This window comes from Pseudomonas sp. B10(2017) (assembly GCF_002113295.1).
Classification (GTDB): domain Bacteria; phylum Pseudomonadota; class Gammaproteobacteria; order Pseudomonadales; family Pseudomonadaceae; genus Aquipseudomonas; species Aquipseudomonas pudica.
In genome coordinates this window covers 292,889-317,720 of the sequence record NZ_NEJU01000004.1, presented here as the reverse complement: position 1 = coordinate 317,720, position 24,832 = coordinate 292,889, and the positions used below count along the sequence as shown (strand labels likewise).

Annotated in this window: 21 protein-coding genes; 9 read left to right on the top strand and 12 right to left on the bottom strand. The window is 63.8% G+C overall.

Features of this window, described 5'->3' with window-relative positions; translation table 11 throughout:
* Window positions 1–191 precede the first annotated feature (191 nt).
* Window positions 192–2,072, top strand: coding sequence for an esterase EstP (gene estP / locus CAF92_RS08030; RefSeq protein WP_085600128.1), 1,881 nt, complete (start codon window positions 192–194; stop codon window positions 2,070–2,072).
* A gap of 131 nt (window positions 2,073–2,203) precedes the next feature.
* Here the strand turns inward: estP and trpE are convergent, their stop codons facing one another.
* The 9 genes from trpE to CAF92_RS07985 form a co-directional block, all read right to left on the bottom strand.
* A complete protein-coding gene (gene trpE, locus CAF92_RS08025) occupies window positions 2,204–3,685 on the bottom strand; it encodes an anthranilate synthase component I (protein ID WP_061550910.1) in 1,482 nt (493 codons plus the stop codon).
* Between the two features lie 69 nt (window positions 3,686–3,754).
* Window positions 3,755–4,573 (bottom strand): phosphoglycolate phosphatase, encoded by an 819-nt coding sequence (locus CAF92_RS08020; RefSeq protein WP_085600126.1) that lies wholly within the window; start codon window positions 4,571–4,573, stop codon window positions 3,755–3,757.
* Window positions 4,570–5,244, bottom strand: coding sequence for a ribulose-phosphate 3-epimerase (gene rpe / locus CAF92_RS08015; protein WP_046614408.1), 675 nt, complete (start codon window positions 5,242–5,244; stop codon window positions 4,570–4,572). Before rpe ends, CAF92_RS08020 begins: the two co-directional genes overlap by 4 nt.
* A gap of 173 nt (window positions 5,245–5,417) precedes the next feature.
* Window positions 5,418–6,245: an ABC transporter permease gene (locus tag CAF92_RS08010; protein ID WP_013970603.1), complete on the bottom strand. Its 828-nt coding sequence runs from the start codon at window positions 6,243–6,245 to the stop codon at window positions 5,418–5,420.
* An 11-nt stretch (window positions 6,246–6,256) separates the two neighbouring features.
* The gene (locus CAF92_RS08005; protein ID WP_013970602.1) at window positions 6,257–7,504 is read right to left on the bottom strand and encodes an ABC transporter permease; all 1,248 of its coding nucleotides are present in this window, start codon (window positions 7,502–7,504) and stop codon (window positions 6,257–6,259) included.
* Window positions 7,505–7,817: 313 nt separating this feature from the next.
* A complete protein-coding gene (locus CAF92_RS08000) occupies window positions 7,818–8,852 on the bottom strand; it encodes an ABC transporter substrate-binding protein (RefSeq protein WP_085600124.1) in 1,035 nt (344 codons plus the stop codon).
* A gap of 40 nt (window positions 8,853–8,892) precedes the next feature.
* Window positions 8,893–10,017 carry an ABC transporter ATP-binding protein gene (locus CAF92_RS07995; RefSeq protein ID WP_012270208.1) on the bottom strand — a complete coding sequence of 375 codons (1,125 nt, stop codon included), beginning with the start codon at window positions 10,015–10,017 and terminating at the stop codon, window positions 8,893–8,895.
* A 294-nt stretch (window positions 10,018–10,311) separates the two neighbouring features.
* A complete protein-coding gene (locus tag CAF92_RS07990; RefSeq protein WP_178081771.1) occupies window positions 10,312–10,944 on the bottom strand; it encodes a response regulator transcription factor in 633 nt (210 codons plus the stop codon).
* Between the two features lie 7 nt (window positions 10,945–10,951).
* Complete coding sequence (locus CAF92_RS07985; RefSeq protein WP_085600122.1) at window positions 10,952–13,339, bottom strand: PAS domain S-box protein; 2,388 nt, start codon at window positions 13,337–13,339, stop codon at window positions 10,952–10,954.
* 94 nt (window positions 13,340–13,433) lie between these two features.
* Between CAF92_RS07985 and CAF92_RS07980 the strand changes: the two genes are divergently transcribed.
* On the top strand, window positions 13,434–14,429 hold the full coding sequence (locus CAF92_RS07980; RefSeq protein ID WP_046614412.1) for an alpha/beta hydrolase family protein: 996 nt from the start codon (window positions 13,434–13,436) through the stop codon (window positions 14,427–14,429).
* Between the two features lie 107 nt (window positions 14,430–14,536).
* On the opposite strand, the gene CAF92_RS07975 is transcribed toward CAF92_RS07980, so the two are convergent.
* From CAF92_RS07975 to CAF92_RS07965, 3 genes are read right to left on the bottom strand one after another with little or no spacing between them, the layout of a single operon-like run.
* Window positions 14,537–15,304, bottom strand: coding sequence for a TerB family tellurite resistance protein (locus CAF92_RS07975; RefSeq protein ID WP_046614413.1), 768 nt, complete (start codon window positions 15,302–15,304; stop codon window positions 14,537–14,539).
* A 1-nt stretch (window position 15,305) separates the two neighbouring features.
* Window positions 15,306–15,977: an N-acetylmuramate alpha-1-phosphate uridylyltransferase MurU gene (murU, locus tag CAF92_RS07970; RefSeq protein ID WP_085600120.1), complete on the bottom strand. Its 672-nt coding sequence runs from the start codon at window positions 15,975–15,977 to the stop codon at window positions 15,306–15,308.
* A complete protein-coding gene (locus CAF92_RS07965) occupies window positions 15,974–16,993 on the bottom strand; it encodes an aminoglycoside phosphotransferase family protein (RefSeq protein WP_085600118.1) in 1,020 nt (339 codons plus the stop codon). Before CAF92_RS07965 ends, murU begins: the two co-directional genes overlap by 4 nt.
* Window positions 16,994–17,123: 130 nt before the next feature.
* Here CAF92_RS07965 and CAF92_RS07960 point away from each other — a divergent pair, with 130 nt between their 5' ends.
* The 7 genes from CAF92_RS07960 to glpE all read left to right on the top strand — a co-directional run bounded on the left by CAF92_RS07960 (window position 17,124) and on the right by glpE (window position 24,810).
* Window positions 17,124–19,925: an LPS-assembly protein LptD gene (locus CAF92_RS07960; RefSeq protein ID WP_085600116.1), complete on the top strand. Its 2,802-nt coding sequence runs from the start codon at window positions 17,124–17,126 to the stop codon at window positions 19,923–19,925.
* A complete protein-coding gene (locus CAF92_RS07955; RefSeq protein WP_015268722.1) occupies window positions 19,906–21,225 on the top strand; it encodes a peptidylprolyl isomerase in 1,320 nt (439 codons plus the stop codon). Before CAF92_RS07960 ends, CAF92_RS07955 begins: the two co-directional genes overlap by 20 nt.
* On the top strand, window positions 21,222–22,211 hold the full coding sequence (pdxA, locus tag CAF92_RS07950; protein WP_085600114.1) for a 4-hydroxythreonine-4-phosphate dehydrogenase PdxA: 990 nt from the start codon (window positions 21,222–21,224) through the stop codon (window positions 22,209–22,211). Before CAF92_RS07955 ends, pdxA begins: the two co-directional genes overlap by 4 nt.
* The gene (gene rsmA / locus CAF92_RS07945) at window positions 22,208–23,011 is read left to right on the top strand and encodes a 16S rRNA (adenine(1518)-N(6)/adenine(1519)-N(6))-dimethyltransferase RsmA (RefSeq protein ID WP_085600112.1); all 804 of its coding nucleotides are present in this window, start codon (window positions 22,208–22,210) and stop codon (window positions 23,009–23,011) included. The genes pdxA and rsmA overlap by 4 nt, the downstream gene beginning before the upstream one ends.
* 205 nt (window positions 23,012–23,216) lie before the next feature.
* A complete protein-coding gene (gene apaG, locus CAF92_RS07940; RefSeq protein ID WP_012270198.1) occupies window positions 23,217–23,597 on the top strand; it encodes a Co2+/Mg2+ efflux protein ApaG in 381 nt (126 codons plus the stop codon).
* Complete coding sequence (locus CAF92_RS07935; protein WP_085600110.1) at window positions 23,597–24,472, top strand: symmetrical bis(5'-nucleosyl)-tetraphosphatase; 876 nt, start codon at window positions 23,597–23,599, stop codon at window positions 24,470–24,472. The genes apaG and CAF92_RS07935 overlap by 1 nt, the downstream gene beginning before the upstream one ends.
* A 5-nt stretch (window positions 24,473–24,477) precedes the next feature.
* A complete protein-coding gene (glpE, locus tag CAF92_RS07930) occupies window positions 24,478–24,810 on the top strand; it encodes a thiosulfate sulfurtransferase GlpE (protein WP_085600108.1) in 333 nt (110 codons plus the stop codon).
* Window positions 24,811–24,832 lie beyond the last annotated feature (22 nt).

Here is a 24,832-nt window from a genome sequence, read left to right as displayed (position 1 = left end):
GCATCAAGAGTTTGCTGACGATCAACACAGGATAGGTCTCGCTCATACGTCCCGGCACAGTAGCCTACCGGGGCGGCGGGCGCAATATGCCTGTAAACACGGGGAAACGAATGGACTTGGGAGGGATGCACGGCGATTTGCTAAGGTCGATGGGGTTGTCCTGATAAAAACAAAGAAAAGGATGTTCCCTGATGCGAAAAGCACCGTTATTGCGCTTTACCCTCGCCTCATTGGCGTTAGCCTGCAGCCAGGCCTTCGCGACACCCTCGCCCTACTCGAACATGATCGTTTTTGGTGACAGCCTCAGCGACGCCGGGCAGTTTGGCGGGGTGCGCTTCACCAACCGCGATGCCAATGGCAATTATGCGCCAGTGTCACCGATGATCCTGGGCGGGCGGCTCGGTGTGAACCCGACCGAGCTAGGCCCTTCCACCTCTCCGGTCAATCCGGTGCTGGGCCTTCCCGACGGCAACAACTGGGCAGTCGGTGGCTACACCACCCAGCAGATCCTGGACTCGATCACCACTACCTCGGAGACCGTCATCCCACCAGGGCGCCCCGGCGCCGGGCTGGTATTGCGTGATAAACCGGGCTACCTGGCCAACGGCCTGCGCGCCGACCCCAACGCGTTGTATTACCTGACTGGCGGCGGCAATGACTTCCTGCAAGGCCTGGTCAACAGCCCGGCCGATGCCGTGGCCGCTGGCGCCCGCCTGGCCGCCAGCGCCCAGGCCCTGCAGCAAGGCGGCGCCCGCTACATCATGGTCTGGTTGCTGCCTGACCTCGGGCAGACACCGAACTTCAGCGGTACGCCGCAACAAAACCCACTGTCGCTGCTATCCGGCGCGTTCAACCAGTCGTTGCTCAGCCAACTGGGGCAGATCGATGCCGAGATCATTCCACTGAACATCCCTGTGCTGCTGAGCGAAGCGCTGGCCAGCCCCGAACAGTTCGGCCTTGCCAGCGGCCAGAATCTGGTCGGCACCTGCTACAGCGGCGAAGGCTGCGTGGAAAACCCGGTGTACGGCATCAACGGCGCCACGCCAGACCCGACCAAGCTGCTGTTCAACGACTCGGTGCACCCGACCATCGCCGGCCAACAACTGATTGCCGACTACGCCTATTCGATCATTGCCGCCCCCTGGGAACTGACCTTGCTCCCGGAAATGGCCCACGCCAGCCTGCGCACTCACCAGGACGAATTGCGCAACCAGTGGCAGACACCCTGGCAGGCAGTTGGCCAGTGGCAGGCCTTCGTTGCCACCGGCGCCCAGGACCTGGACTTCGACGGCCAGCGCAGCGCGGCCAGCGGCGACGGCCGCGGCTACAACCTGACCCTGGGCGGCAGCTATCGTCTGAACGATGCATGGCGCCTGGGCCTGGCCGGAGGCGTGTACCGGCAGAAGCTGGAAGCCGGCGCACAGGACTCGGACTACAAGCTGGACAGCTACCTTGCCAGCGCCTTCGCCCAATACTGCCAGGACCGCTGGTGGGCCGACGCGGCGCTGACCGCCGGGCACCTGGACTACAGCGACCTCAAGCGCACCTTCGCCCTTGGCGTGAACGACCGCAGCGAAAAGGGCGACACCGATGGCGAGGCCTGGGCGATGTCGGGGCGGCTGGGCTACAACCTGGCAGCCGAGAGCAGCAGCTGGCAGCTGGCGCCGTTCATCAGCGCCGACTATGCGCGGGTGAAAGTGGATGGCTATGACGAGAAGAGCGGGCGTTCGACGGCGCTGGGCTTCGATGATCAGGAACGTACATCACGCCGTTTGGGCGTAGGGTTGCTGGGCAGTTTGCAGGTGCTGCCGAGTACCCGGCTGTTCGCCGAGGTGGCGCAGGAGCACGAGTTCGAGGATGACCAGCAGGATGTGACGATGCACCTGACCAGCCTGCCAGCGAATGACTTCACCCTGGCCGGGTATACGCCGCACAGCGACCTGACCCGGGCGAGCCTGGGGGTGAGCCATGAAGTGGTGGCGGGGGTGCATTTGCGCGGCAACTATAACTGGCGCAAGAGCGATGAGTTGACGCAGCAGGGAGTGAGTTTGGGCGTCAGCGTCGACTTTTGAATTGATGGGGCCGCTTTGCGGCCCTTCGCGGGCTCGCCCGCTCCCACGGGTATTGCACAGGCCTTGCAGCATGTGATTTCCCTGTGGGAGCGGGCATGCCCGCGAAGGGCTGCAACGCAGCCCCGACCAACTTACTTGGCCGAAGTCTGCTCAGCCAACGCCACCGCGCGGAACATCGCCCGGCGCTTGTTGATGGTTTCTTCCCACTCCAGCGCCGGCACCGAGTCGGCAACGATGCCGCCCCCGGCCTGCACATGCAGCTCACCGTCCTTGATTACCGCGGTACGGATAGCAATGGCGGTATCCATGTTGCCGTTCCACGCGAAGTAACCGACAGCACCACCGTAAACACCACGCTTGACCGGCTCCAGTTCGTCGATGATCTCCATCGCACGAATTTTCGGCGCCCCCGAAAGCGTCCCGGCTGGCAGGATCGCCCGCAGCGCGTCCATCGCAGTCAGCCCTTCGCGCAGCTGGCCAGTGACATTGGACACAATGTGCATCACGTTGGAGTAACGCTCGATCACCATCTTTTCGGTCAGGCGCACGCTGCCCGTCGAGGACACGCGACCGACGTCGTTACGGCCCAGGTCGATCAGCATCAGGTGCTCGGCAATTTCCTTGTCGTCCGACAGCAGGTCGTCTTCCAGCGCGCGGTCGGCCTCTTCGGTAGCACCACGCGGGCGGGTGCCGGCAATCGGGCGCACGGTGACCAGGTTGTCCTCGACGCGCACCAGCACCTCGGGCGAGCTGCCGACAACATGGAAGTCGCCAAAGTTGAAGAAGTACATGTACGGCGTCGGGTTGAAGCAGCGCAGCGCGCGGTAAAGGTCGATAGGCGCAGCCTTGAAGTCGATCGACATGCGCTGCGACGGCACCACCTGCATGCAGTCACCGGCCAGGATGTATTCCTTGATGCGGCCGACGGCGTTCTCGTAATCCTCGCGGGTATAGCTGGAGCGGAACTCCGGCTCGGCAGCCTGTGGGCCACTCAGGTCCAGGCCACGGCGTGGGGTGATCGGCTGACGCAGGGTTTCCAGCAGGCCTTGCAGACGCGCCTGGCCCTGTTCGAAAGCCTGCTCTTGAGCCGGGTCGACCAGCACGATCGCGTGCATCTTGCCCGCCAGGTTGTCGAACACCACCACCGCGTCGGACACCATCAGCAGGATATCCGGCACACCCAGCGGGTCCGGGTTGGGGCTGGCACCCAGGCGCTTTTCCACATAGCGCACGCAGTCGTAGCCGAAGTAGCCGACCAGGCCGCCGTTGAAGCGCGGCAGGCCAGGGATATCGGCGACCTTGTAACGGTCTTTGAAGGTTTCGACGAAGGCCAGCGGGTCTTCGACATCGTGGCTTTCAACCTCCACGCCATCCTGCAGGATGCTGACGTGGTAACCGTGCACACGCATCACGGTGCGCGACGGCAGGCCGATCATCGAGTAACGGCCCCATTTCTCGCCGCCTTGCACCGATTCGAGCAGGTACGAGTTGGGCTGGTCGGCCAGTTTCAGGTAGATCGACAGCGGCGTGTCGAAGTCGGCCAGGGTTTCGCAGGCCAGGGGAATGCGGTTGTAGCCGGCAGCGGCCAGGCGCAGGAATTCTTCGCGGGTCATGAGTAGCCTCGTGGCAAGCAGCAATAGGTCAGGCAAACGGACGGGCCGGCACGCGCCGGCAGGCTCAAGTCAGGCGCGCCAACGCCAACGGGCCAGGGCCTTGATGACTTTCATCCAGAATTTGCCGGTAACCGCCACGGTGGACTCTCTGTCTTGTGAGGCTTGAAGGTCCGCCAACGTTATCCCAGTGGCCGGGTCTGCGCAACCGGGCAGCAATGCGCGCAGGTCGTCGATCACCAGACTGGGGGACTCGTCGTGGATCGGCCGGCCGTGGTTGTAGCCGTAGGTCAGGCCCACGCACTTTACGCCAGCCGCCTTGGCTGCCAGCACGTCACTGCGTGAATCGCCGACGAACAGCGACTGCTGAGGGGTGACACCGGCCATTTGCATGACGAACAGCAGCGCCGCAGGGTCGGGCTTTTTCTGCGGCAGGGTGTCGCCGCCGATGATCCAGCGGAAGTAGTTGCCAATCTTCATCTGGTCCAGCAGCGGGCCAACGAAGCGCTCGGGCTTGTTGGTGATCAGCGCCATTTCCACGCCCTGCTTGCGCAGCCAGCGCAGGGTGTCCTGCACACCGGGGTAGACCACGGTCAGTTCGTGGCTTTCGGCATAGGCGTCCATGAACAGCGCCAGCGCCTGGTCGGCCAGCGCATCGTCCACGGTGGCGTGGTCGATGCCACCGGCCAGCGCCCGGCGCACCAGCACCTGGGCGCCGTTGCCCACCCAGTGGCGCACCGCGTCCAGACCGGCAGGCGGGCGCCCCAGTTCGAGCAGCATGCGGTCCACGGCGGCGGCCAGGTCTGGCACGGAATCGATCAGGGTACCGTCCAGATCGAACATCACCAGCCTGGGCAGCGTCCCCGGGAACAGCTGCTCGAAGCCGCTCATGCGCGGGCCTGAGCCAGTTCGGCACGCATCCTGGCGATGACTTCCTGGTAGTCCGGGGCGTTGAAGATCGCCGAGCCGGCCACGAAGGTGTCGGCGCCAGCGGCAGCGATCTCGCGAATGTTGTTGACGTTGACGCCACCGTCGATTTCCAGGCGGATATCACGGCCGCTGGCGTCGATCAGCGCACGCGCCTCGCGCAGCTTGTCGAGGGTGCCAGGGATGAACTTCTGCCCGCCGAAGCCTGGGTTGACGCTCATCAGCAGCACCATGTCGACCTTGTCCATCACGTACTTCAGCGCGTCCAGGCTGGTGGCCGGGTTGAACACCAGGCCGGCCTTGCAGCCACCGTCCTTGATCAGCTGCAGCGAACGGTCGATGTGCTGCGAGGCTTCCGGGTGGAAGGTGATGTAGGTGGCACCAGCTTCGATGAAGTCGCCGATGATGCGGTCGACCGGGCTGACCATCAGGTGCACGTCTATCGGGGCGGTGACGCCGTACTTGCGCAGGGCGGTGCAGACCATCGGGCCGATGGTCAGGTTGGGGACGTAGTGGTTGTCCATGACATCGAAGTGAACGATGTCGGCACCCGCGGCCAATACCTTGTCGACATCCTCGCCCAGACGGGCGAAATCGGCGGAGAGAATGGAGGGGGCAATAGCGTAGGGCTGCATGGCGCACCTGTTGGCAGAATCACGGTGGCGCGCATTGTAACCCAGGGAAGCGGATGAAGGCTGATTAGCATCAACCTGTACTGGCCTCTTCGCGGCTAAAGCCGCTCCCACAGGTGCACAAACCCTGTGGGAGCGGCTTTAGCCGCGAAGAGGCCAGCACAGGCAACATACCTTCAACCAGGCTGCTGGGTTCTCAACTTCTCGCTACGCCCGCGCAACCACTCCAGGGTCAGCAGCAACACCACCGAGAAGGCAATCAGCAAGGTCGCCGCCGCGGCAATGGTCGGGCTCAGGTTTTCGCGAATACCACTGAACATCTGCCGCGGCAGGGTCGCCTGCTCCGGCCCGGCCAGGAACAGGGTCACCACTACTTCGTCAAACGACGTGGCAAAGGCGAACAACGCCCCCGAAATCACCCCGGGTGCGATCAACGGCAGGGTCACCCGGCGGAACGTGAGCAGTGGCGAGGCGCCCAGGCTGGCCGCAGCGCGCACCAGGTTATAGTTGAAGCCCTGCAAGGTCGCAGAAACGGTAATGATGACGAACGGCACGCCCAGTACCGCATGCACCAGAATCAGCGAGGTGAAGCTGTTGCCCATGCCCAGCGGGGCAAAGAACAGGTAGCTGGCAACACCGATGATCACCACCGGCACCACCATCGGCGAAATCACCAGCGCCATCACCAGCGATTTGCCCGGAAAGTCGCCACGGGTCAGGCCGATGGCCGCCAGGGTGCCGAACACCATGGCCAGCACTGTGGCCGCCGGCGCGACGATGATGCTGTTCTTCAAGGCCCGCATCCACTCGGCCGAGCCGAAGAAGTCCTGGTACCACTGCAGCGAGAAGCCCTGCAGCGGGTACACCAGAAAACTGCCACTGTTGAAGGACAGCGGCACGATCACCAGTACCGGCAGTATCAGGAACAGCAGGATCAAGCCGCATAGAATGCGCAGGCTGTAGAACCACACCCGCTCCACGGGCGACATGTAAGGGCTCAGCATGACAAGGCTCCTCAGCTCAGGCGCAGGCGGCTGGCGCCGACCAGCCAGCTATAGATCAGGTACAACAGCACGGTCGCCAGCAGCAACAGCCCGCCCAGCGCGGTGGCCATGCCCCAGTTGATGCTGGTGTTGGTGTAGAAGGCCACGAAGTAGCTGACCATCTGGTCATTCGGGCTGCCCAGCAGTGCCGGGGTGATGTAGTAGCCGATGGCCAGGATGAACACCAGCAGGCAACCAGCGCCAACTCCGGCGTACGTCTGCGGGAAGTAGACCCGCCAGAAACTGGCGAACGGGTGGCAGCCCAGCGAGATCGCCGCACGCATGTAGCTTGGCGAAATGCCCTTCATCACGCTGTACAGCGGCAGGATCATGAACGGCAGCAGGATGTGCACCATCGAGATGTACACGCCGGTGCGGTTGAACACCAGTTCCAGCGGCTGGTCGATGATGCCCATGGCCATCAGCGCGCTGTTGATCAGGCCACCCGACTGCAGCAGCACGATCCACGCCGCCACCCGCACCAGGATCGAGGTCCAGAACGGCAGCAGCACCAGGATCATCAGCAGGTTGCTCTGCCGGGTCGGCAGGTTGGCCAGCAGGTAGGCCAGCGGGTAGGCCAGCACCAGGCAGATGGCGGTAATCACCACACCCATCCACAGGGTACGGGCGAAGATATCCAGGTAGATGGCCTGGTCCGGGGTGGCCTTGGCCAGTTCGCCAAGGTCATCGATACGATGGTCGAGCGAAGCCAGCAGGTAGAACGAGGTGACCGTACTGGTGTTGCGGCGGATTGCCTGCCAGTAGGCCGGGTCGCCCCAACGCTCGTCGAGGGCCTGCAAGGCATCTTTATAGGAAGCGGGTTCGCTCTTGAACGGCAGCGCTCGCGCGGTCTTGGCCAACAGGCTGCGGTAACCGGCAAGCTCCATGTTCAGGCGCTTGGACAGATCGCCCAGGGTCTGGTTCTTGCGCGACTCGGCCAGGTCCTGGCTCAACGCCTTGTACACGTCCTCGCCCGGCAGGCTCTTGCCATCCCACTGGGTGATGACGCCCACGGTGCGTGGCAGGCCGCCAACCACTTCCGGGTTGCCGACGCTCTTGTACAGCAGCGCCGCGATCGGCACCAGGAACACCAGCAGGAGAAACAGCGCCAGCGGCGCGATCAACGCCTGCGCCTTCCAGCGGTTTACCCGCTCGGCGTGCTTGAGGCGCTGCTTGAGACTTGGACCTGCGCCTTCTTTGAGGGGCACTGCAATGGCCATGGCGAACTCCGCGATACGAACTGAAAATGGGGCTGCTGCGCAGCCCATCGCCGGCAAGCCAGCTCCCACAGGTACTGCACTGGCTTCGAGGCTTCTGATCCCTGTGGGAGCTACCTCCTACAGGTACTGCACTGGCTTCGGGGCTTGTGATCCCTGTGAGAGCTTTCCCCACAGGTACTGCACTGGCCTCGGGGCTTCTGATCCCTGTGGGAGCTGCCCCTACAGGTACTGCGCTGATCTCGGGGATAGCGCGGCCCCTGTGGGAGCTGGCTTGCCGGCGATGGGCCGCAAAGCGGCCCCCTACGCTGGTCGTTTACTTCTTCGCCGCCCAGGCGTTGAAGCGTTGCTCCAGCTGCTCGCTGTTGTCAGCCCAGAAGGCCACGTCGATCTGCACCTGGTTGGCGATGTTTTCAGGCGTGGTCGGCATGTCCTTCTTCACCGCGTCCGACAGCAGGCTCACGGCCTTGGAATTGGCCGGGCCGTAGGCGATGTTCTCGGAGTAGGTCTTCTGCTGCTCGGGCTGCACGCTGAAGGCGATGAATTTCTTCGCTTCCTCGACATCCTTGGCGCCTTTCGGGATGGCCCAGGCGTCGAAGTCGTAGATGCCGCCGTTCCACACCACTTTCAGGTTGCTCTCTTTCTGCACCGCAGCAATGCGGCCGTTGTAGGCGGAGCTCATGACTACATCACCCGAGGCCAAGTACTGCGGCGGCTGGGCGCCGGCTTCCCACCACTGGATGCTTGGCTTGAGTTCGTCGAGTTTCTTGAAGGCGCGGTCCACGCCCTCTTTGGTACCCAGCACCTGATACACGTCCTTCGGCGCCACCCCGTCGGCCATCAGGGCGAATTCCAGGGTGTACTTGGCGCCCTTGCGCAGGCCGCGCTTGCCCGGGAATTTCTTGGTATCCCAGAAATCGGCCCAACTGGTCGGTGCGGTCTTCAGCTTGTCGGCGTTGTAGGCCAGCACCGTGGACCATACGAAGAAGCCAACGCCGCATGGCTGGATGGCACCCGGCACGTAGTCGGCCTCATTACCGAACAGCGCCGGGTCGAGCTCCTCGAACATGCCCTCGTCACAACCGCGGGCCAGTTCTGGCGACTCAACTTCCACCAGGTTCCAGGACACGCTCTTGGTGTCGACCATGGCTTTGACCTTGGCCATCTCGCCGTTGTACTCGCCTGCGACGATGTTGCCATTGCCGGCCTTCTGCCAAGGTTCGTAGAACGCCTTGACCTGGGCCGCCTTGTTGGCACCGCCGAACGAAACAACGGTGAGGTCTGCGGCCATGGCCTGGCCAGCGGCGAACAGCCCCAGGGCCAGGGCGGTCAGTTTCAACTGCTTGCGCATTATTATTCTCTCCACAGTACAGGGTTGGTGAAGCAATCCATCAATGGGCTTCGGCAATCGGATCGAGCGCGCGGGCGTGCTCCACCTCCCAGCCCAGCGGTACCACATCGCCCACGGCCAGGGCCGGGTCGAGCTCGGCAATCGGCTGCTTCACGAAGAAGTCGCCCTTGCCGCAAACCTCCAGGCGCACCCGCACGTGGTCGCCCAGGTAAATGAATTCGGCCACCCGGCCCGAGAAACGGTTCACGCAGCTTTCGCTGTGGCCGTTCAGGCGCACGCGCTCCGGGCGGATGGACAGGGTCACCGGCTCGCCGGCCTGGCCGACATTCACCGCCAGCGCCTCGACCCGCTCGCCACGCGGCAACTGCACTTGGCAGCGTTTGCCATCGCTGGCGAGCAAGGTGCCATTGATGCGGTTATTCTCGCCGATGAAGTTTGCGACGAAGGTGTTGCAGGGTTCTTCGTACAGCGTGCGCGGGTCGGCGATCTGCTGGATTTCGCCCTGGTGGAACACGGCCACCCGGTCTGACATGGTCAGCGCTTCGCCCTGGTCGTGGGTCACGTACACCACGGTCACGCCCAGGCGCTGGTGGATGTGCTTGATCTCCATCTGCATGTGCTCGCGCAGCTGCTTGTCCAGCGCGCCCAGCGGTTCGTCCATCAGCACCAGCTGCGGCTCGAACACCAGCGCGCGAGCCAGGGCCACACGCTGCTGCTGGCCTCCGGACAGCTGGCCGGGGTAACGCTTGGCGAAGGCATCGAGCTGGACCATGTTCAGCACCCGCTTGACCCGCTCGCTGATGTCGGTCTTGCTCAGGTTGCGCACGGTCAGTGGGAAGGCCAGGTTCTCGGCCACGGTCATGTGAGGGAACAGCGCGTAGTTCTGGAACACCATGCCGATGTCGCGCTTGTGCGGCGGCACGTTGTTGATCGAGCGCCCGGCCAGCTGGATTTCACCGGCGGTGGGGGTCTCGAAGCCGGCCAGCATCATCAGGCTGGTGGTCTTGCCCGAGCCGGATGGGCCAAGCAGGGTGAGGAACTCGCCCTTGCGAATATCCAGGTTGAGGTCTTTGACGATCAGCGACTCGCCGTCGTAGCTCTTCTGCACACCACGGAAGCTGACCAGCGTTTCGCTGGTTGCAGCGTTCGACTTCGCCTCGCTCATGCCTGCACCTTCTTGTTGGATGACTGCGTAGGCAAAGACTAGACAAGCGGCAAGCGCCGGAAAATCGGGGGTGGTGAGAGAATGCCATCATCCGGATGGAAGATTTGCTGTAGGGATTCCCCTACAAAGATGGCGGGTTTGGAATGCTCATCCGAGCCACCCGCCAAACCTGTGGGAGCGGGCATGCCCGCGAAGGAGCCGGTTCAGCCATAGAGATCGGCAGGTCAGGCCCTTTCGCGGGCACGCCCGCTCCCACAGGGATCTCGGCAAGTTCCGAGAACAGGCATGTCGCATTCAGAGCAACTTGTGCTCCATTGCGTACTTCACCAGCTCAGCCAGCGAGTTCACTTTCAGCTTCTGCATCAGGCGTGCCTTGTGCGTGCTGATGGTCTTGCTCGACAGCGCCAGTTGCTGGGCGATGTCGTTGACGTTGGCGCCCTGTGCCAGCCGTTCGAATACCGAAAACTCCCGCTCCGACAGCAGCGTGTGCAACGGCCGCGACTCGGTCAGGCCCACTTCGAAGACCATGCGGTCGGCCAGCGCCGGGTCGATATAGCGCCCGCCAGCGGCAACCCGGCGAATCGCGGTCAGCAACAGCGCCGGGTCGCTGTCCTTGGTGGCATAGCCCGCCGCCCCGGCCTTCAGCGCCCGAGCCGCCATTTGCGCTTCATCGTGCATCGACAGCATCAGGATCGCCGGGGCGTCGTGCAACGCTCGGATCCGCGGAATCGCCTCCAGGCCATTCACACCCGGCATCGAGATATCCAGCAGTACCACCTCGCACGGCGTGTGGCGCAGGGTTTCCAGCAACTGCTCACCGTTACCGGCCTCCCCCGCCACCTGCATGTCCTTGGCCAGGCCGATCAACTGCTTGATGCCTTCACGGACAATGGTGTGGTCTTCGGCCACCAGCACTCGAATCACGATCGCTCTCCTACTCCAACGGTATGGCCACGCTCAGGCTGGTGCCTTCGCCCGGTTCACTGTCCAGTGCCATGCTGCCGCCCAGCATCAGCACCCGCTCACGCACCCCTACCAGGCCGAACGAGGTGGGCCGTGGCTGGTCGCGGCAAAAGCCCTGGCCGTCATCGCTGACAGTCATGCGCAATTGCCCGTGCTCACGCACCAGTTCGATCTCCACGCTGTGCGCCTGGGCATGGCGCATCACGTTGGTCAGCGCCTCCTGGAGGATACGGAACAGCCCGATGGCCTTGGCATCGCTCAATGCTGGCAGATTATCCGGTACTTGCACCAGGCAGGGGATTTGCGTGCGTGCTTCAAAGCGCCGCGCCTGCCATTCGATGGCCGAGGCGATGCCGGCATCGAGAATCGGCGGGCGCAAGGCGGTGGCCACGTCACGCACCAGCTGGAACAGTTGGGCTATCAGGCGCTTCATGGTGGTCAGGCGCTCGTTCAGGCCCGGGTCCAGCTCGGCGAAGGCCAGCTCGCACATCGACACCTCCAGCTTGAGCACGGTCAGCATCTGCCCCAGTTCATCGTGCACTTCCCGGGCAATGCGGGCCTTTTCTTCCTCACGCACGCTTTCCAGATGGGCCGACAGTTCGCGCAGCTGCTCCTGGGACCTGGCCAGCGCCAACTCTGCCCGCTTGCCCTGGGTGATGTCCCACACCACGCCGTCCCACACCACCTGGCCGTTGCCAAGGCGTCGGGTGCTGGCCTTGATGTCGGCCCAGCGCTGCTCACCCTGCCGGGTGAGGATGCGCCCCTGCCAGGACCAATCCTGGTCGCTGGCCAGGGCCAGGTCCTGCACTCGGTGGTAGTCGGCGCGGTCCTCGGGATGTACCAGGTTGCGCAGGCCCATCTGCGGGTGCTGGATCTCGCTGGGCGAATAGCCCACCAAGGCCTCACTGCCCTCGCTGATGTAGGGGAATTCCAAGTCACCCTCGGCCGGGTCTCGCTCCAGGCGGAACACCAACCCCGGCACGTTGCCGGCGATGCCCTTGAGGCGCGCCTCGCTTTCGCGCAGAGCCGCCAGGGCGCGGTGGCGCTCGGTGACATCGGCGAGGTACACCACCAGGTACTCGGAGTCACGAAAACGCAGAAAACTCAGCGACAGCTCGACCGGCAGCAGGCTGTGGTCTGCCCGCCGGCACTGCGTCTCGAACTGGCCGACACCGCCCGCACCGGTGCGCGCGCCCTTCCAAAGCTCCAGCCAGCGGTCCATGGTCAGGCTGGGTTCAAAGTCGCTCAGCGGCCGCTCCAGCAGCGCGCCTTCGCCATAGCCCAGCATGCGCTCGGCGGCATGGTTGGCGTAGCGTACGTGGCTGTCCCAGTTGACCCAGAGGATGCCCACTGTGCTCTGGTCGATGGCGAACTGACTCAGGCGCAATGCTTCTTCACGCACTTGCCGCTCCACCAGGCTTTCTCGGGTGGCCAGCAGGCTACGCTCCAGCTGACGCTGCTGCCGACGCTGCCACACCAGAGTAGCCAGCGCGCACAACAGCAGCATGCCGGACAACAAGGCCAGGTTCTGCCAGAAACCCGTCGATTCACTCAGACGAGGGTACTTTGGCTGCAGCCAACGCTGGTGCAGTTGCTCCAGTTCCTTGGCCGGCAACGCCTGCAGGCCACGCTCGAGCACATCGGCCAGCAGCGGCCAGTCGCGCCGCGAACCGATGCGCAACAGTTGCGGCAGGCCGATATCGCCGACCACGGCCAACTCACCGAACTCGCTTTCGCGCGACAGGCGGCTGAGCTGGGCTTCGTCCAGCACTGCGAAACTGGCCTGGCCACCCACCACCAGTTGCAGGGCCTCGCGCTCGTTGGGCACCCCTTGCAGGTTGAGGTTGCTGTAATTGCCACACAGGTAGTCCGCCAGCTGGCTGGGCATGCGCACCGCCACCCGCTGCTCGGCCTCGAGCGTTTCCAGTTCCACGGCCATGGTCCCGGTACGCGGCCCCACCACCAGTTGCGGCACGCGCATGTAAGGGTCGCTGAACAGCCACAGACGCAGGCTGGCGGGGGTCTGGGTAAGCCCCGGGGCAAAGTCGATTTCGCCGGCCTGAAGGGCATGCTCGAGGCTGGCCTGGTCGGCGAAGTTGCGCCAGGTAAGGTCCAGCCGCAGCGCCTGTGCCAGGCTGCTCACCAGTTCCACGTTGGCTCCGTACAGTTGCTGCAGGCGCCGGTCGAACTGAGCGTAGGGCGCCTGCAACACCAGGCCGACACGCAGGCTGCGGTGTGTATCCAGCCATTGCTGCTGGGCCGGTTCCAAGGCAACCGTGGGCACCGTCTCGGGCCTGGCCAATGCAATCAAGGGCAGCCACAAGCAGCCGATAACAAACAGGCGACGCACTCGCTTCATCTACACGCTCGTCTTGGCAAGGCGGCCATGCAGCATGGCCGTCACGGGCAAATACTATTAGGCTGCCGGTATCATTCTGGCCCTGGGTTGACTCATGTCCACACTTTATCGCACGACGCTGGCAATGTGCTGCCTAGCCTCGCTCCTTCCACTCGGCGCCCTGGCCGCCGATGCCGAAAAACCATCCACTACCGAAGCACCCGCTGCCCAAGCCCCTCGCCCGCCGCTGCTGGAACGCAGCCAGGAGGACGCCCAGGCGCTCGAACGGCTGGTACCCAAGGCCGAACAGCAGACCCTGCAGGCTGGTGCCGACAGCTTCCTGGCCCTGTGGAAACCAGCCAACGACAGCGACCCGGAGGGAGCGGTCATCATCGTCCCGGGGGCTGGCGAAACGGCTGACTGGCCGAATGCGGTCGGCCCGCTGCGGCAGAAGTTCCCCGATATCGGCTGGCACAGCCTTAGCATCAGCCTGCCCGATCTGCTCGCCGACAGCCCACAGGCGCGGGTCGAGGCCAAGCCGGCTGCCGAGCCGCAGCCAGAAAAGGGCGAAAGCGCCCCGGCCAAGGACGTGCCGGACGATGCCAATGCCAACGTCGCCCAGGCTACCGCAGCAGATGCCGACACCGCGGAAAGCACCGACGCCAAACAGGCCAGCGAGCAAACAGACCCGGCCGATGCCGAGCGCATTTTCGCCCGCCTTGATGCTGCGGTGGCCTTTGCCCAGCAGCACAACGCCCGCAGCATCGTGCTGATCGGCCATGGCAGCGGTGCGTATTGGGCGGCCCGCTACCTGAGCGAGAAACAGCCACCGCAGGTGCAGAAACTGGTGATGGTTGCCGCTCAGACACCGGCGCGGGTAGAGCATGACCTGGAAAGCCTGGCGCCAACCTTGAAAGTGCCGACTGCCGACATCTACTACGTCACCCGCAGTGGTGACCGCAATGCAGCCGCGCAGCGCCTGCAGGCCAGCAAGCGGCAGAAGGACAGCCAGTATCGGCAGTTGTCGCTGATTGCCATGCCGGGGAACAAGGTGGCCGAGCAGGAGCAACTGTTCCGCCGAGTGCGGGGGTGGATGAACCCGCAGGGGTAAGGTTCGCCATAATGGCCCATCGCCGGCAAGCCGGCTCCCACAGGTACCCCACAGAGTTAAGGGTCAGTGCAATACCAGTGGGAGCTGGCTTGCCGGCGACAGGGCCATCAAAGGCCCCGCCGCTTACGGATCATTGCATAGGCCTGATGCAACTCCCGGGTACGCTCGGTCGCTTCACGCACCTGCGCCTCACTGGCACCAGTGCCCGCCAGCTTGTCCGGGTGGTGCCGACTGACCAGCCGACGATACGCCTGCTTGACCTTGTCGCCATCGGTATCCGCCTCGACCGCCAGCAAGCGCAATGCCGCCGCGTAGGTCATGGCGATCCCTTCCGGCCCCGCCGCCTTGCGTGGTTCGTACTCCAGCGACATGGCCTGCACCTGCCGCCGGCTCAGGCCCAGTTTCTGCCCCCAGTCCAGCAGCAGCTCACGCTCCTTGTTGCCCATCTTGCCGTCGGCCCAGACCATGCGCCAACAGGCACGCAGGGTGCCTTCGGCCGCATGCGGCTGCTGGCGAATGCGGCGCAGGTGCCCACCCAGCCGGTCCTTGCCCGCCTTGCCACGGTTGAACGCGGCAATCGCGCGCAGTCGGGCCGCTTCGGCCAGGTCCAGACGCACCATCTCCTGGCGCGCCTGCTGGATATGCTGTTCGACCACCCGGCCATCGCACTTGGCCAGGCGCCCGAGCATCACGAACAGCAACTCGTCGTCCTGCAAGGCTGGGCGCCCCCCCAGGCGTTCGCGCATGTCCTCCCAACCTTGCAAACGCAGGCGGCGGTCCATGGCCTGGCCGAGCAACGCGCCGAGCAAGGCCCCGGGGATGCTGGCAACGGCAAAGCCGGCACCGGCACCAATCACCGTGCTTGGCCACCACATGTCAGGCGCGCTCGCCAATCAGGCGCTCGGCCTCGGCCAAGCGTTCGAGCGTGCCGACATCCACCCAGTGCCCACGGTAGTGCTCGCCACTGACCTGGCCGGCAGCCATGGCCTGGCGAAGCAACGGCGCCAGCTTGAAGGCGCCAGGCTGGCAGCCTGCGAACAGCGCCGGGTGCAGCACCGAAAGGCCGCTGAAAGTCAGCGTGCCAGGCGCATCGTCACCATCGACCACCCGCTCGCCCACCAGGCGGAAGTCGCCGCGGCCGTGATGGCCAGGGTTATCGACCAGCACCAGGTGGGCCAGGCCTTGCAGGGGAGCCTGCAGGCGCGCGAAGTCGTAGTCGGTCCAGACATCGCCGTTTACCAGCAAGAACGGCGCGTCACCCAGCAATGGCAGGGCTTTGTAGATACCACCGCCGGTTTCCAGCGGCTCGCCTTCGGGCGAATAGCGGATGCTCAGGCCGAAACGGCTGCCGTCACCCAGGTGGTCCTCGATCTGCTGGCCGAGCCAGGCATGGTTGATCACCACCTCGGTGACGCCCGCCGCAGCCAGGGCCCGCAGGTGGTATTCGATCAGTGGCTGGCCGGCGACCGGGACCAGCGGTTTGGGGGTGTGCAGGGTCAGCGGGCGCATGCGCTCGCCTTTGCCCGCTGCCAGGATCATTGCCTTCATGCACGCGCTCCGGCCTGCAACTCGGCAATCAGCTCGCCCAACTCCGCCAATTCGGGTCGGCGGCTGATCACTTCTTCTATATAGGCGAAGAAGCGCGGCACGTCGCCCAGGTAACGAGGCTTGCCGTCGCGGTGGCAGATTCGGGCGAAGATGCCGATTACCTTCAGGTGGCGCTGCACACCCATCAGGTCGCTGGCACGCTGGAATGCCTCGAACTCGGCCTGCACCGGGATGCCGGCAGCCTGCGCCTTCTGCCAGTAGTCGCGCAGCCACCCTTCGACCCGCGCCTGCGGCCAGCTGAGGAAGGCGTCCTTGAACAGGCAGGTGATGTCGTAGGTGACCGGACCGTATACGGCATCCTGGAAGTCCAGCACGCCGGGATTGGGCGTGCTCTGCATCAGGTTGCGCGGCATGTAGTCGCGGTGCACCAGCACCTTGGGCTGGGCCAGCGCGCTGTCGATCAGCAGCTGGCTGATACGCTGCCAGATGGTTTTCTGGGCATCGCTGAAGGCCAGGCCAAGCTCACGGCCCACGTACCACTCCGGGAACAGTTCTACTTCACGGCGCAGCAGTGCGTCGTCGTAGCTGGGCAACGGCGCATCCATCGGCAGGCGCTGGAACGCCAGCAGCGCGTCGATGGCATCGGCGAACAGGCCGTCGGCGTTGTCCGCATCAATGATATCAAGGTATGTCTGGTGGCCCAGGTCACCCAGCAGCAGGAAGCCACGCTCCAGGTCCTGGGCATGGATCAGCGGCACGTGTACGCCGGCGCTGGCAAGCAGGTGGTCGATGGCGACGAACGGTCGGCAGTTCTCCTGGGGCGGTGGTGCATCCATGATCACGAAGCTGTGACCAGCGCCCTGCCAGCGGAAGTAACGACGGAAGCTGGCGTCGCTGCTGGCCGCGGTCAGGCTGCCTGCGGGCACATCGCCCCAGGCGTTTTTCCGGAAAAGATCATTGAGCTGCTCATCGAGCCAGACCGTCAGTTGTTGCAGGCGTACATCGTGTTCAGGCATTACAAGGGTCTCCGACGGCCCTAGCCGTCAAGCGGGTCATGCTTTATTATCCAGCATCTTTTTCAGACCATCGAGAGGCGTGCGGCCCCACACGCGGGCAGATGGCACGCAGGAAGCCCGGACTAATAAGATGGCATTGAAATCCCCCGCGTTTCGTAGAAAGTTTCCGTTGCTGGTAACCGGCGGTCTGCTGGCCCTGCAACCTCTGGCCACGTCTTACGTGGTGGCAGCCGAACAATTCGACTGCCAAGTGTCCGCCTCCGGTGGTTGGGACTGCAAGCCCAAGACCCCAGCCAACAACCTGCCACCGCGCCCGGTGCACGAGGGTGCTGCCGTCAGCACCGGCACCGAAGCCGCGAGCGAAGGCGAAACCGCGGACCGGCCGATGCTGGTCACCGAGGCCAAGGGCCGTGGCCTGAAGTCGCGTAGCGAAGACTACAGCCACCTGGACTGGGTTCCGCGTGAAAAGCTCACTGCCGCACAGCTGGCCGAAACCGGCCCGTACTGCGGTGGCGCCTACATCGAGCCAACCCGCCCGGGCATGGCCGACACCACGCCGAAGGACGAGTCGCCGACCTACATCAACGCCAAGGTATCCAAGTACCAGCAGGAGCAGCAGATCGCTACCCTCGCCGGTGACGTGGTGATGCGCCAGGGCAGCATGCAGGCCGAGGCCGACGAGGCCAACCTCTACCAGACCGAAAACCGTGGCGAGCTCAAGGGCAACGTCAAGATCCGTGACAACGGTTCGCTGGTGGTCGGTGACGAGGCACAGATCCAGCTCGACACGGGCGAAGCCCAGGTCGACAACGCCGAATACGTGATGCACAAGTCGCACATTCGCGGCAGTGCCCTGTACGCCAAGCGTGGCGAGAACGCCATCATCCGCCTCAAGGACGGTACGTACACCACCTGCGAACCGGGCAGCAACGCCTGGCAGCTGAAGGGCAACAACATCACCCTGAACCCGGCCACCGGTTTCGGTACCGCGACCAACGTTACGCTGCGGGTCAAGGATTTCCCGGTGTTCTACACACCGTACATCTACTTCCCGATCGACGACCGTCGCCAGTCCGGCTTCCTGCCGCCATCGTTCAGCAGCACCAGCGACACCGGCTTCATGCTGGTCACGCCGTACTACTTCAACCTGGCGCCGAACTACGACGCCACGTTGTACCCGCGCTACATGACCAAGCGCGGCCTGCTGATGGAAGGCGAGTTCCGCTACCTGACGCCTTCCAGCGAAGGCCAATTCGGTGGCGCGTACCTCAACGACAAGAACGACGACCGCAAAGACCAGACTGACTACAAAGAGCAGCGCTGGATGGTCAACTGGCAGCACAAGGGCGGGCTGGACGAGCGCCTGATGACCGAGGTGGACTACACCGACATCAGCGACCCGTTCTACTTCCAGGACCTGGAATCCGACCAGATCGGTATTGAAACCCAGGACCTGCTGAACCAGCAGGGGGCACTGACCTACCGTGGCGACAGCTACACCGCGCGGTTGAATGTGCATGCCTACGAGATGGCGACCATCTCGAAGATCACCCCGTATGATCGCCTGCCGCAGATTACCTTCAATGGCAAGCTGCCGTACGAGCCAGGTGGGCTCAATATTGCCTACGAAACCGAGGCAGTCCGTTTCGATCGTGACCTGAAAGACGACTTCGTATTGAACGAAGATGGCCTTCCCGACACTTCGGCGGGTGCGCCTGGTCGCCGCCTGGACCAGAACGTCAGCGGCATCGCTCGTGCCAACGGCAACCGTTTCAACGTTGCACCATCGATCAGCCTGCCGATGGAAGCCAGTTACGGCTTCCTGACCCCCAAGCTGAAGTACGCATACACCCACTACGATCTGGACTTGGACAGCCAGGGTAAAACCCAGGCTATCGCGCAATCGGCCAACCCGGCGTACGGCAGCTACAACAGCTCGCTGAACCGCGACGTACCGATCTTCAGCGTGGACAGCGGCCTGTACTTCGACCGCAAAACATCGCTGTTCGGCACCAACTACAAACAAACCCTCGAACCGCGTATGTACTACCTCTACGTCCCATACAAGGACCAGAAGGACATCCCGCTGTTCGACTCCGGTGAAACCCTGTTCAGCTACGATTCGCTATTCCGCGACAATCGCTTCAGCGGCACCGACCGTATCGGTGACGAGAACAAGCTGTCGCTGGGCGTGACCACCCGCTGGATCGAAGAAAACGGCTTCGAACGCCAGAACTTCAGCATCGGTCAGGCCTTCTACTTCAAGGACCGCAAAGTTCAGCTCCCTGGTATCGATTACCGTACCCGCAGCGACTCGCAGTCCGATGTGTCGCCATACGCATTGGTGTACAACTACTACTTCAACCGCGACTGGCGCTTCAATTCGGACTTCAACTGGGACCCGGACAGCCGCAGCACCCGCTCGGGCAGCGCGATGTTCCACTACCAGCCTGAAGACAACCCGAACAAAGTGGTCAACCTCGGTTATCGCTACCGTAACGACACCATCTCCTACGACTCCACGACCGGTACCTGGAAAGTGGGCGGTGGCGACTACGGCGTCCCAGGCAGCGAGAACTACATCAAGGACTACTACAAGATCCAGCAGCATGACTTCTCGGTCATCTGGCCGATCGTTCCGCAGTGGAGCGTCATCGCTCGCTGGCAGCATGACTACAACCGCAACCGCACCCTGGAAGCCATGGGCGGTTTCGAGTACGACAACTGCTGCTGGAAGCTGCGCCTGATCAACCGTTACTGGATCGATTACGACGACTTCAGCCAAGCCCTCCCGGCGAACGAAAAAGGCGACCACGGCATCTTCCTTCAGATCGTCCTGAAAGGCCTCGGTGGTGTAGTCGGCAACAAGGTCGAATCTTTCCTCGACCAAGGCATTCAAGGTTACCGTGAACGTGAAGACCAAGCTTATTGATCGACTGCGCCCGGCGTTGCTGGGCGTTGCATTGCTGAGTGGCGCGGTGCATGCCGCGGTGCAACCTCTTGATCGCGTGGTGGCCATCGTCGACAACGACGTGGTCATGCAAAGCCAGCTGGACCAACGTGTCCGCGAGGTACAGCAAACCATCGCCAAGCGCGGCGGCGGCATGCCGCCTGCCGGTGCGCTGGACCAGCAGGTACTGGAGCGCCTGATCGTCGAAAACCTGCAGTTGCAGATCGGCGAACGCTCCGGCATCCGCATCACCGACGAAGAGCTGAACCAGGCCATGGGCACCATTGCCCAGCGCAACGGCATGTCGCTTGACCAGTTCCGCGCCGCTTTGGCCCGTGACGGCATGTCGTTCGACGACGCCCGCGAGCAGGTCAAGCGCGAGATGATCATCAGCCGCGTGCGCCAGCGCCGCGTGGCCGAGCGCATCCAGGTGTCCGAGCAGGAGGTGAAGAACTTCCTCAACTCCGACCTTGGCAAGATGCAGATGTCGGAAGAGTACCGCCTGGCCAACATCCTGATCCCGACCCCGGAAGCGGCCAACTCTGAAGCCATCCAGGCCGCCGCGCGCCAGGTTGGCGATGTGTACCAGCAGCTCAAGCAGGGTGCGGACTTCGGCCAGATGGCCATTGCCCGCTCCGCCAGCGAAAACGCCCTGGAAGGCGGCGAAATGGGCTGGCGTAAAGCCGGCCAGCTGCCACCGGACTTCGCCAAGATGCTCAGCAGCATGCCGGTTGGTGAAATTACCCAGCCTATCCGCATCCCCAATGGCTTCATCATCCTCAAGCTCGAGGAGAAGCGTGGCGGCAGCGAGAACGTGCTGCGTGACGAAGTGCACGTTCGCCACATCCTGATCAAGCCTAGCGAGATCCGCAGCGAGGCTGCCACCGAGCAACTGGCCGAGCGCCTGTACGAGCGCATCAAGAACGGCGAAGACTTCGGCGAACTGGCGAAGAGCTTCTCTGAAGACCCGGGTTCGGCGCTCAACGGCGGCGACCTCAACTGGGTTGACCCGAACAGCCTGGTACCGGAGTTCCGCGAGCAGATGGCCAACGCCGCCCAAGGCGAAGTCACCCGTCCGTTCAAGACCCAGTACGGCTGGCATGTCCTGGAAGTGCTGGGCCGTCGCGCCACCGACAGCACCGAGCAGGCTCGTGAGCAACAGGCCATGAACGTACTGCGCAACCGCAAGTACGACGAAGAGCTGCAGACCTGGCTGCGCCAGATCCGCGACGAGGCCTACGTTGAAATCAAGCTGCCTGGCGCTGACCAGGCCGCCCAGTGAAGCCCCTGCGCTTCGCCGTCACCCCCGGCGAGCCGGCCGGCATAGGCCCCGACCTGTGCCTGCTGCTCGCCGCAGACGCCCAGCCCCACCCCCTGATCGCCATCACCAGCCGTGACCTGCTCGCCGAGCGGGCCACGCAGCTGGGGCTGGCCGTCAACCTGCTGCCGGTAGCGCCGGGCCTATGGCCCGAGCAGCCGGCGCCAGCGGGTAGCCTGTACGTCTGGGACACCCCCCTGGCAGCCCCGGTAGTACCGGGCCAGCTCGACAAGGCGAATGCCGCGTTCGTGCTGGAAACCCTGACCCGTGCCGGGCAAGGCTGCCTGGACGGGCACTTCGCCGGGATGATCACCGCCCCTGTACACAAGGGCGTGATCAACGAAAGCGGTATCGCCTTCTCCGGGCATACCGAATTCCTTGCCGAGCTGACCCACACCGCGCAAGTGGTGATGATGCTGGCCACCCATGGCTTGCGCGTGGCCCTGGTGACCACGCACCTGCCGCTGCGCGACATTGCCGACGCCATCACTGCCGAGCGCGTCGAGCGTGTAACCCGTATCCTGCATGCCGACATGCGCGACAAGTTCGGCATTGCCAACCCGCGCATCCTGGTATGCGGCCTCAACCCGCACGCGGGCGAGGGTGGCCACCTGGGCCGCGAGGAAATCGACATCATCGAGCCGACCCTGGCCCGCCTGCGCACCGAAGGCATGGACCTGCGCGGACCGCTGCCGGCCGATACCCTGTTTACCCCCAAATATCTGGAGCACTGCGATGCGGTGCTGGCGATGTACCACGACCAGGGCCTGCCCGTACTCAAGTACAAAGGCTTCGGCGCTGCAGTCAACGTGACCCTGGGCCTGCCGATCATCCGCACGTCGGTCGACCACGGCACCGCCCTGGACCTGGCCGGCACCGGCAAGGTCGACACCGGCAGCCTGCGCGTCGCGCTGGAAACCGCCTACCAGATGGCCGAGAACCGACCATGAACGAGCAATACCAACACCGGGCGCGCAAGCGCTTCGGCCAGAACTTCCTGCACGACGCCGGCATCATCGACCGCATCCTGCGTGCCATCAACGCCAAGGCCGGCGAACATCTGCTGGAAATCGGCCCCGGCCAGGGCGCCCTGACCGAAGGCCTGCTGGGCAGCGGAGCACAGCTGGACGTGGTGGAACTGGACAAGGACCTGGTGCCGATCCTGCAGCACAAGTTCGCCGGCCGCAGCAATTTCCGCCTGCACCAGGGCGACGCCCTGAAGTTCGACTTCAACCAGCTGGGCGTGCCACCGCGCAGCCTCAAGGTGGTGGGCAACCTGCCCTACAACATCTCCACCCCACTGATCTTCCACCTGCTCAGCCATGCCGGGCTGATCCGCGACATGCATTTCATGTTGCAGAAGGAAGTGGTCGAGCGCATGGCCGCCGGCCCTGGCGGTGGTGACTGGGGGCGTCTGTCGATCATGGTGCAGTACCACTGCCGGGTCGAGCACCTGTTCAACGTTGGCCCCGGCGCCTTCAACCCGCCGCCGAAAGTGGACTCGGCCATCGTCCGCCTGGTGCCGCACGAAGTGCTGCCGTACCCAGCCAAGGACGCAAAGCTGCTGGAGCAGGTGGTACGCGAAGCGTTCAACCAGCGCCGCAAGACCCTGCGCAACACCATGAAAGGCCTGCTCGACAGCGCCGCCATCAAAGCTGCCGGCGTGGACGGCAGCCTGCGCCCTGAACAGCTGGACCTGGCCGCCTTCGTGCGCCTGGCTGACCAGTTGGCCGATCAGCCCAAAGCCTGACTCAACCTGATCCGGCCTCTTCGCGGGCACGCCCGCTCCCACAGGTAAATCACCTCCTTCAAATAGGGTGAGATCCTGTGGGAGCGGGTTTACCCGCGAAAGGGCCGGGACAGGCAACACAAATCCCCAAGCCCCTCACCGCTGGCCCTCCCCCCTCCCAATGGCCTAGACTGCATTATTGCGTCAGTTCGCCCAAGGCCCTTGCATGTCCGACCCCCGCTATCAAATCGACGTCAGCGTCGTGACCCGCTACCTGAAAGAACAATCCGACCCCGAAAACAGTCGTTTCGCTTTCGCCTACACCATCACCGTGCAGAACAACGGCTCGCTCAAAGCCAAGCTGCTGTCGCGCCACTGGCTGATCACCAATGGTGACGGCGAGGTCGAGGAGGTGCGTGGCGCCGGCGTGGTAGGCCAGCAGCCCAATATCGACCCGGGCCAGAGCCATACCTACAGCAGCGGCGCGGTCATCAGCACCCGCGTGGGCACAATGCAAGGCAGCTACCAGATGTTCGCCGAAGACGGCAAACGCTTCGATGCCGAGATCGCTCCCTTCCGCCTGGCGGTGCCAGGGGCGCTGCACTGATGGCTACCTACGCCGTCGGTGACCTGCAGGGCTGCCTGCAGCCACTCAAGTGCCTGCTCGAACGGGTCAACTTCAACCCCGCCGTCGACCGCCTGTGGCTGGTCGGCGACCTGGTCAACCGCGGCCCCGAGTCACTGGAAACCCTGCGCTTCCTTTATTCGATCCGTCAGTCGCTGGTGTGCGTGCTGGGTAACCATGACCTGCACCTGCTGGCCGCCTGGCACAACGTCGAACGCTTGAAGAAAAGCGACACCCTGCGCGAGATCATCGAAGCGCCGGACGCCGACCAGCTGTTCGACTGGCTGCGCCAGCAAAAGCTGCTGCATTACGACGAACCCCGTGGCATTGCCCTGGTTCACGCCGGCATTCCACCGCAATGGACCTTGGGCAAAGCCCTGGACCTGGCCGCAGAGGTCGAGGAAGTGCTGCGCGACGACGAGCGCCTGAAACTGTACCTGGACGGCATGTACGGCAACGAGCCGAACAAGTGGAGCAAGAACCTCAGCGGCATCGAACGCCTGCGGGTCATCACCAACTACCTCACGCGCATGCGTTTCTGCACAGCCGAAGGCAAGCTCGACCTCAAGAGCAAGGAAGGCCTGGATACCGCCCCCAAAGGCTACAAGCCCTGGTACGCGCACAAAGGCCGCCGCTCACGGCACGTGAAGATCATCTTCGGCCACTGGGCCGCCCTGCAGGGGCAGGTCGACGAGCCCGGCATCATCGCCCTGGACACCGGTTGCGTGTGGGGCGGCGCCATGACTCTGTACAACGTCGACAGCGGCGAATACCACCGCTGTGACTGCGCCGACGACGGCACCCTGCGCCAATCGGCACAACCCACTACACTCAACGACCACACCCGAAGGAAGTAGTACCCATGAGCGAATTCAAGCGCATCCCTCCCGAGCAGGCCTTGGAGCTTCGCAAGAAAGAAGGTGCGGTCGTCGTCGATATTCGCGACCCACAAGCTTTCGCTGCCGGCCACATCACCGGCGCCAAGCATCTGGATAACCATTCTGTCGCCGAGTTCATCCGCAATGCCGACCTCGACGCCCCAACCCTGGTGGTGTGCTACCACGGCAATTCCAGCCAGAGCGCTGCGGCCTATCTGGTGAACCAAGGCTTCTCGGACGTATACAGCGTCGACGGCGGCTTTGAGCTGTGGCGCGCCACCTACCCGGCCGAGACCGCCCAGGGCGCTGACGAATAATTTTTTCATTTTTACTGCAGCC

Coding starts and splice junctions, on each gene's coding strand:
- CAF92_RS08000 (WP_085600124.1), bottom strand. CDS start 8,852: ATGCGCAAGCAGTTGAAACTGACCGCCCTGGCCCTGGGGCTGTTCGCC.
- apaG (WP_012270198.1), top strand. CDS start 23,217: ATGTCCGACCCCCGCTATCAAATCGACGTCAGCGTCGTGACCCGCTAC.
- trpE (WP_061550910.1), bottom strand. CDS start 3,685: ATGACCCGCGAAGAATTCCTGCGCCTGGCCGCTGCCGGCTACAACCGC.
- murU (WP_085600120.1), bottom strand. CDS start 15,977: ATGAAGGCAATGATCCTGGCAGCGGGCAAAGGCGAGCGCATGCGCCCG.
- CAF92_RS07985 (WP_085600122.1), bottom strand. CDS start 13,339: ATGAAGCGAGTGCGTCGCCTGTTTGTTATCGGCTGCTTGTGGCTGCCC.
- rsmA (WP_085600112.1), top strand. CDS start 22,208: ATGAACGAGCAATACCAACACCGGGCGCGCAAGCGCTTCGGCCAGAAC.
- glpE (WP_085600108.1), top strand. CDS start 24,478: ATGAGCGAATTCAAGCGCATCCCTCCCGAGCAGGCCTTGGAGCTTCGC.
- CAF92_RS07935 (WP_085600110.1), top strand. CDS start 23,597: ATGGCTACCTACGCCGTCGGTGACCTGCAGGGCTGCCTGCAGCCACTC.
- rpe (WP_046614408.1), bottom strand. CDS start 5,244: ATGCAGCCCTACGCTATTGCCCCCTCCATTCTCTCCGCCGATTTCGCC.
- CAF92_RS08020 (WP_085600126.1), bottom strand. CDS start 4,573: ATGAGCGGCTTCGAGCAGCTGTTCCCGGGGACGCTGCCCAGGCTGGTG.
- CAF92_RS07995 (WP_012270208.1), bottom strand. CDS start 10,017: ATGAGCGAGGCGAAGTCGAACGCTGCAACCAGCGAAACGCTGGTCAGC.
- CAF92_RS08005 (WP_013970602.1), bottom strand. CDS start 7,504: ATGGCCATTGCAGTGCCCCTCAAAGAAGGCGCAGGTCCAAGTCTCAAG.
- CAF92_RS07975 (WP_046614413.1), bottom strand. CDS start 15,304: ATGTGGTGGCCAAGCACGGTGATTGGTGCCGGTGCCGGCTTTGCCGTT.
- CAF92_RS07960 (WP_085600116.1), top strand. CDS start 17,124: ATGGCATTGAAATCCCCCGCGTTTCGTAGAAAGTTTCCGTTGCTGGTA.
- CAF92_RS07965 (WP_085600118.1), bottom strand. CDS start 16,993: ATGCCTGAACACGATGTACGCCTGCAACAACTGACGGTCTGGCTCGAT.
- estP (WP_085600128.1), top strand. CDS start 192: ATGCGAAAAGCACCGTTATTGCGCTTTACCCTCGCCTCATTGGCGTTA.
- CAF92_RS08010 (WP_013970603.1), bottom strand. CDS start 6,245: ATGCTGAGCCCTTACATGTCGCCCGTGGAGCGGGTGTGGTTCTACAGC.
- CAF92_RS07980 (WP_046614412.1), top strand. CDS start 13,434: ATGTCCACACTTTATCGCACGACGCTGGCAATGTGCTGCCTAGCCTCG.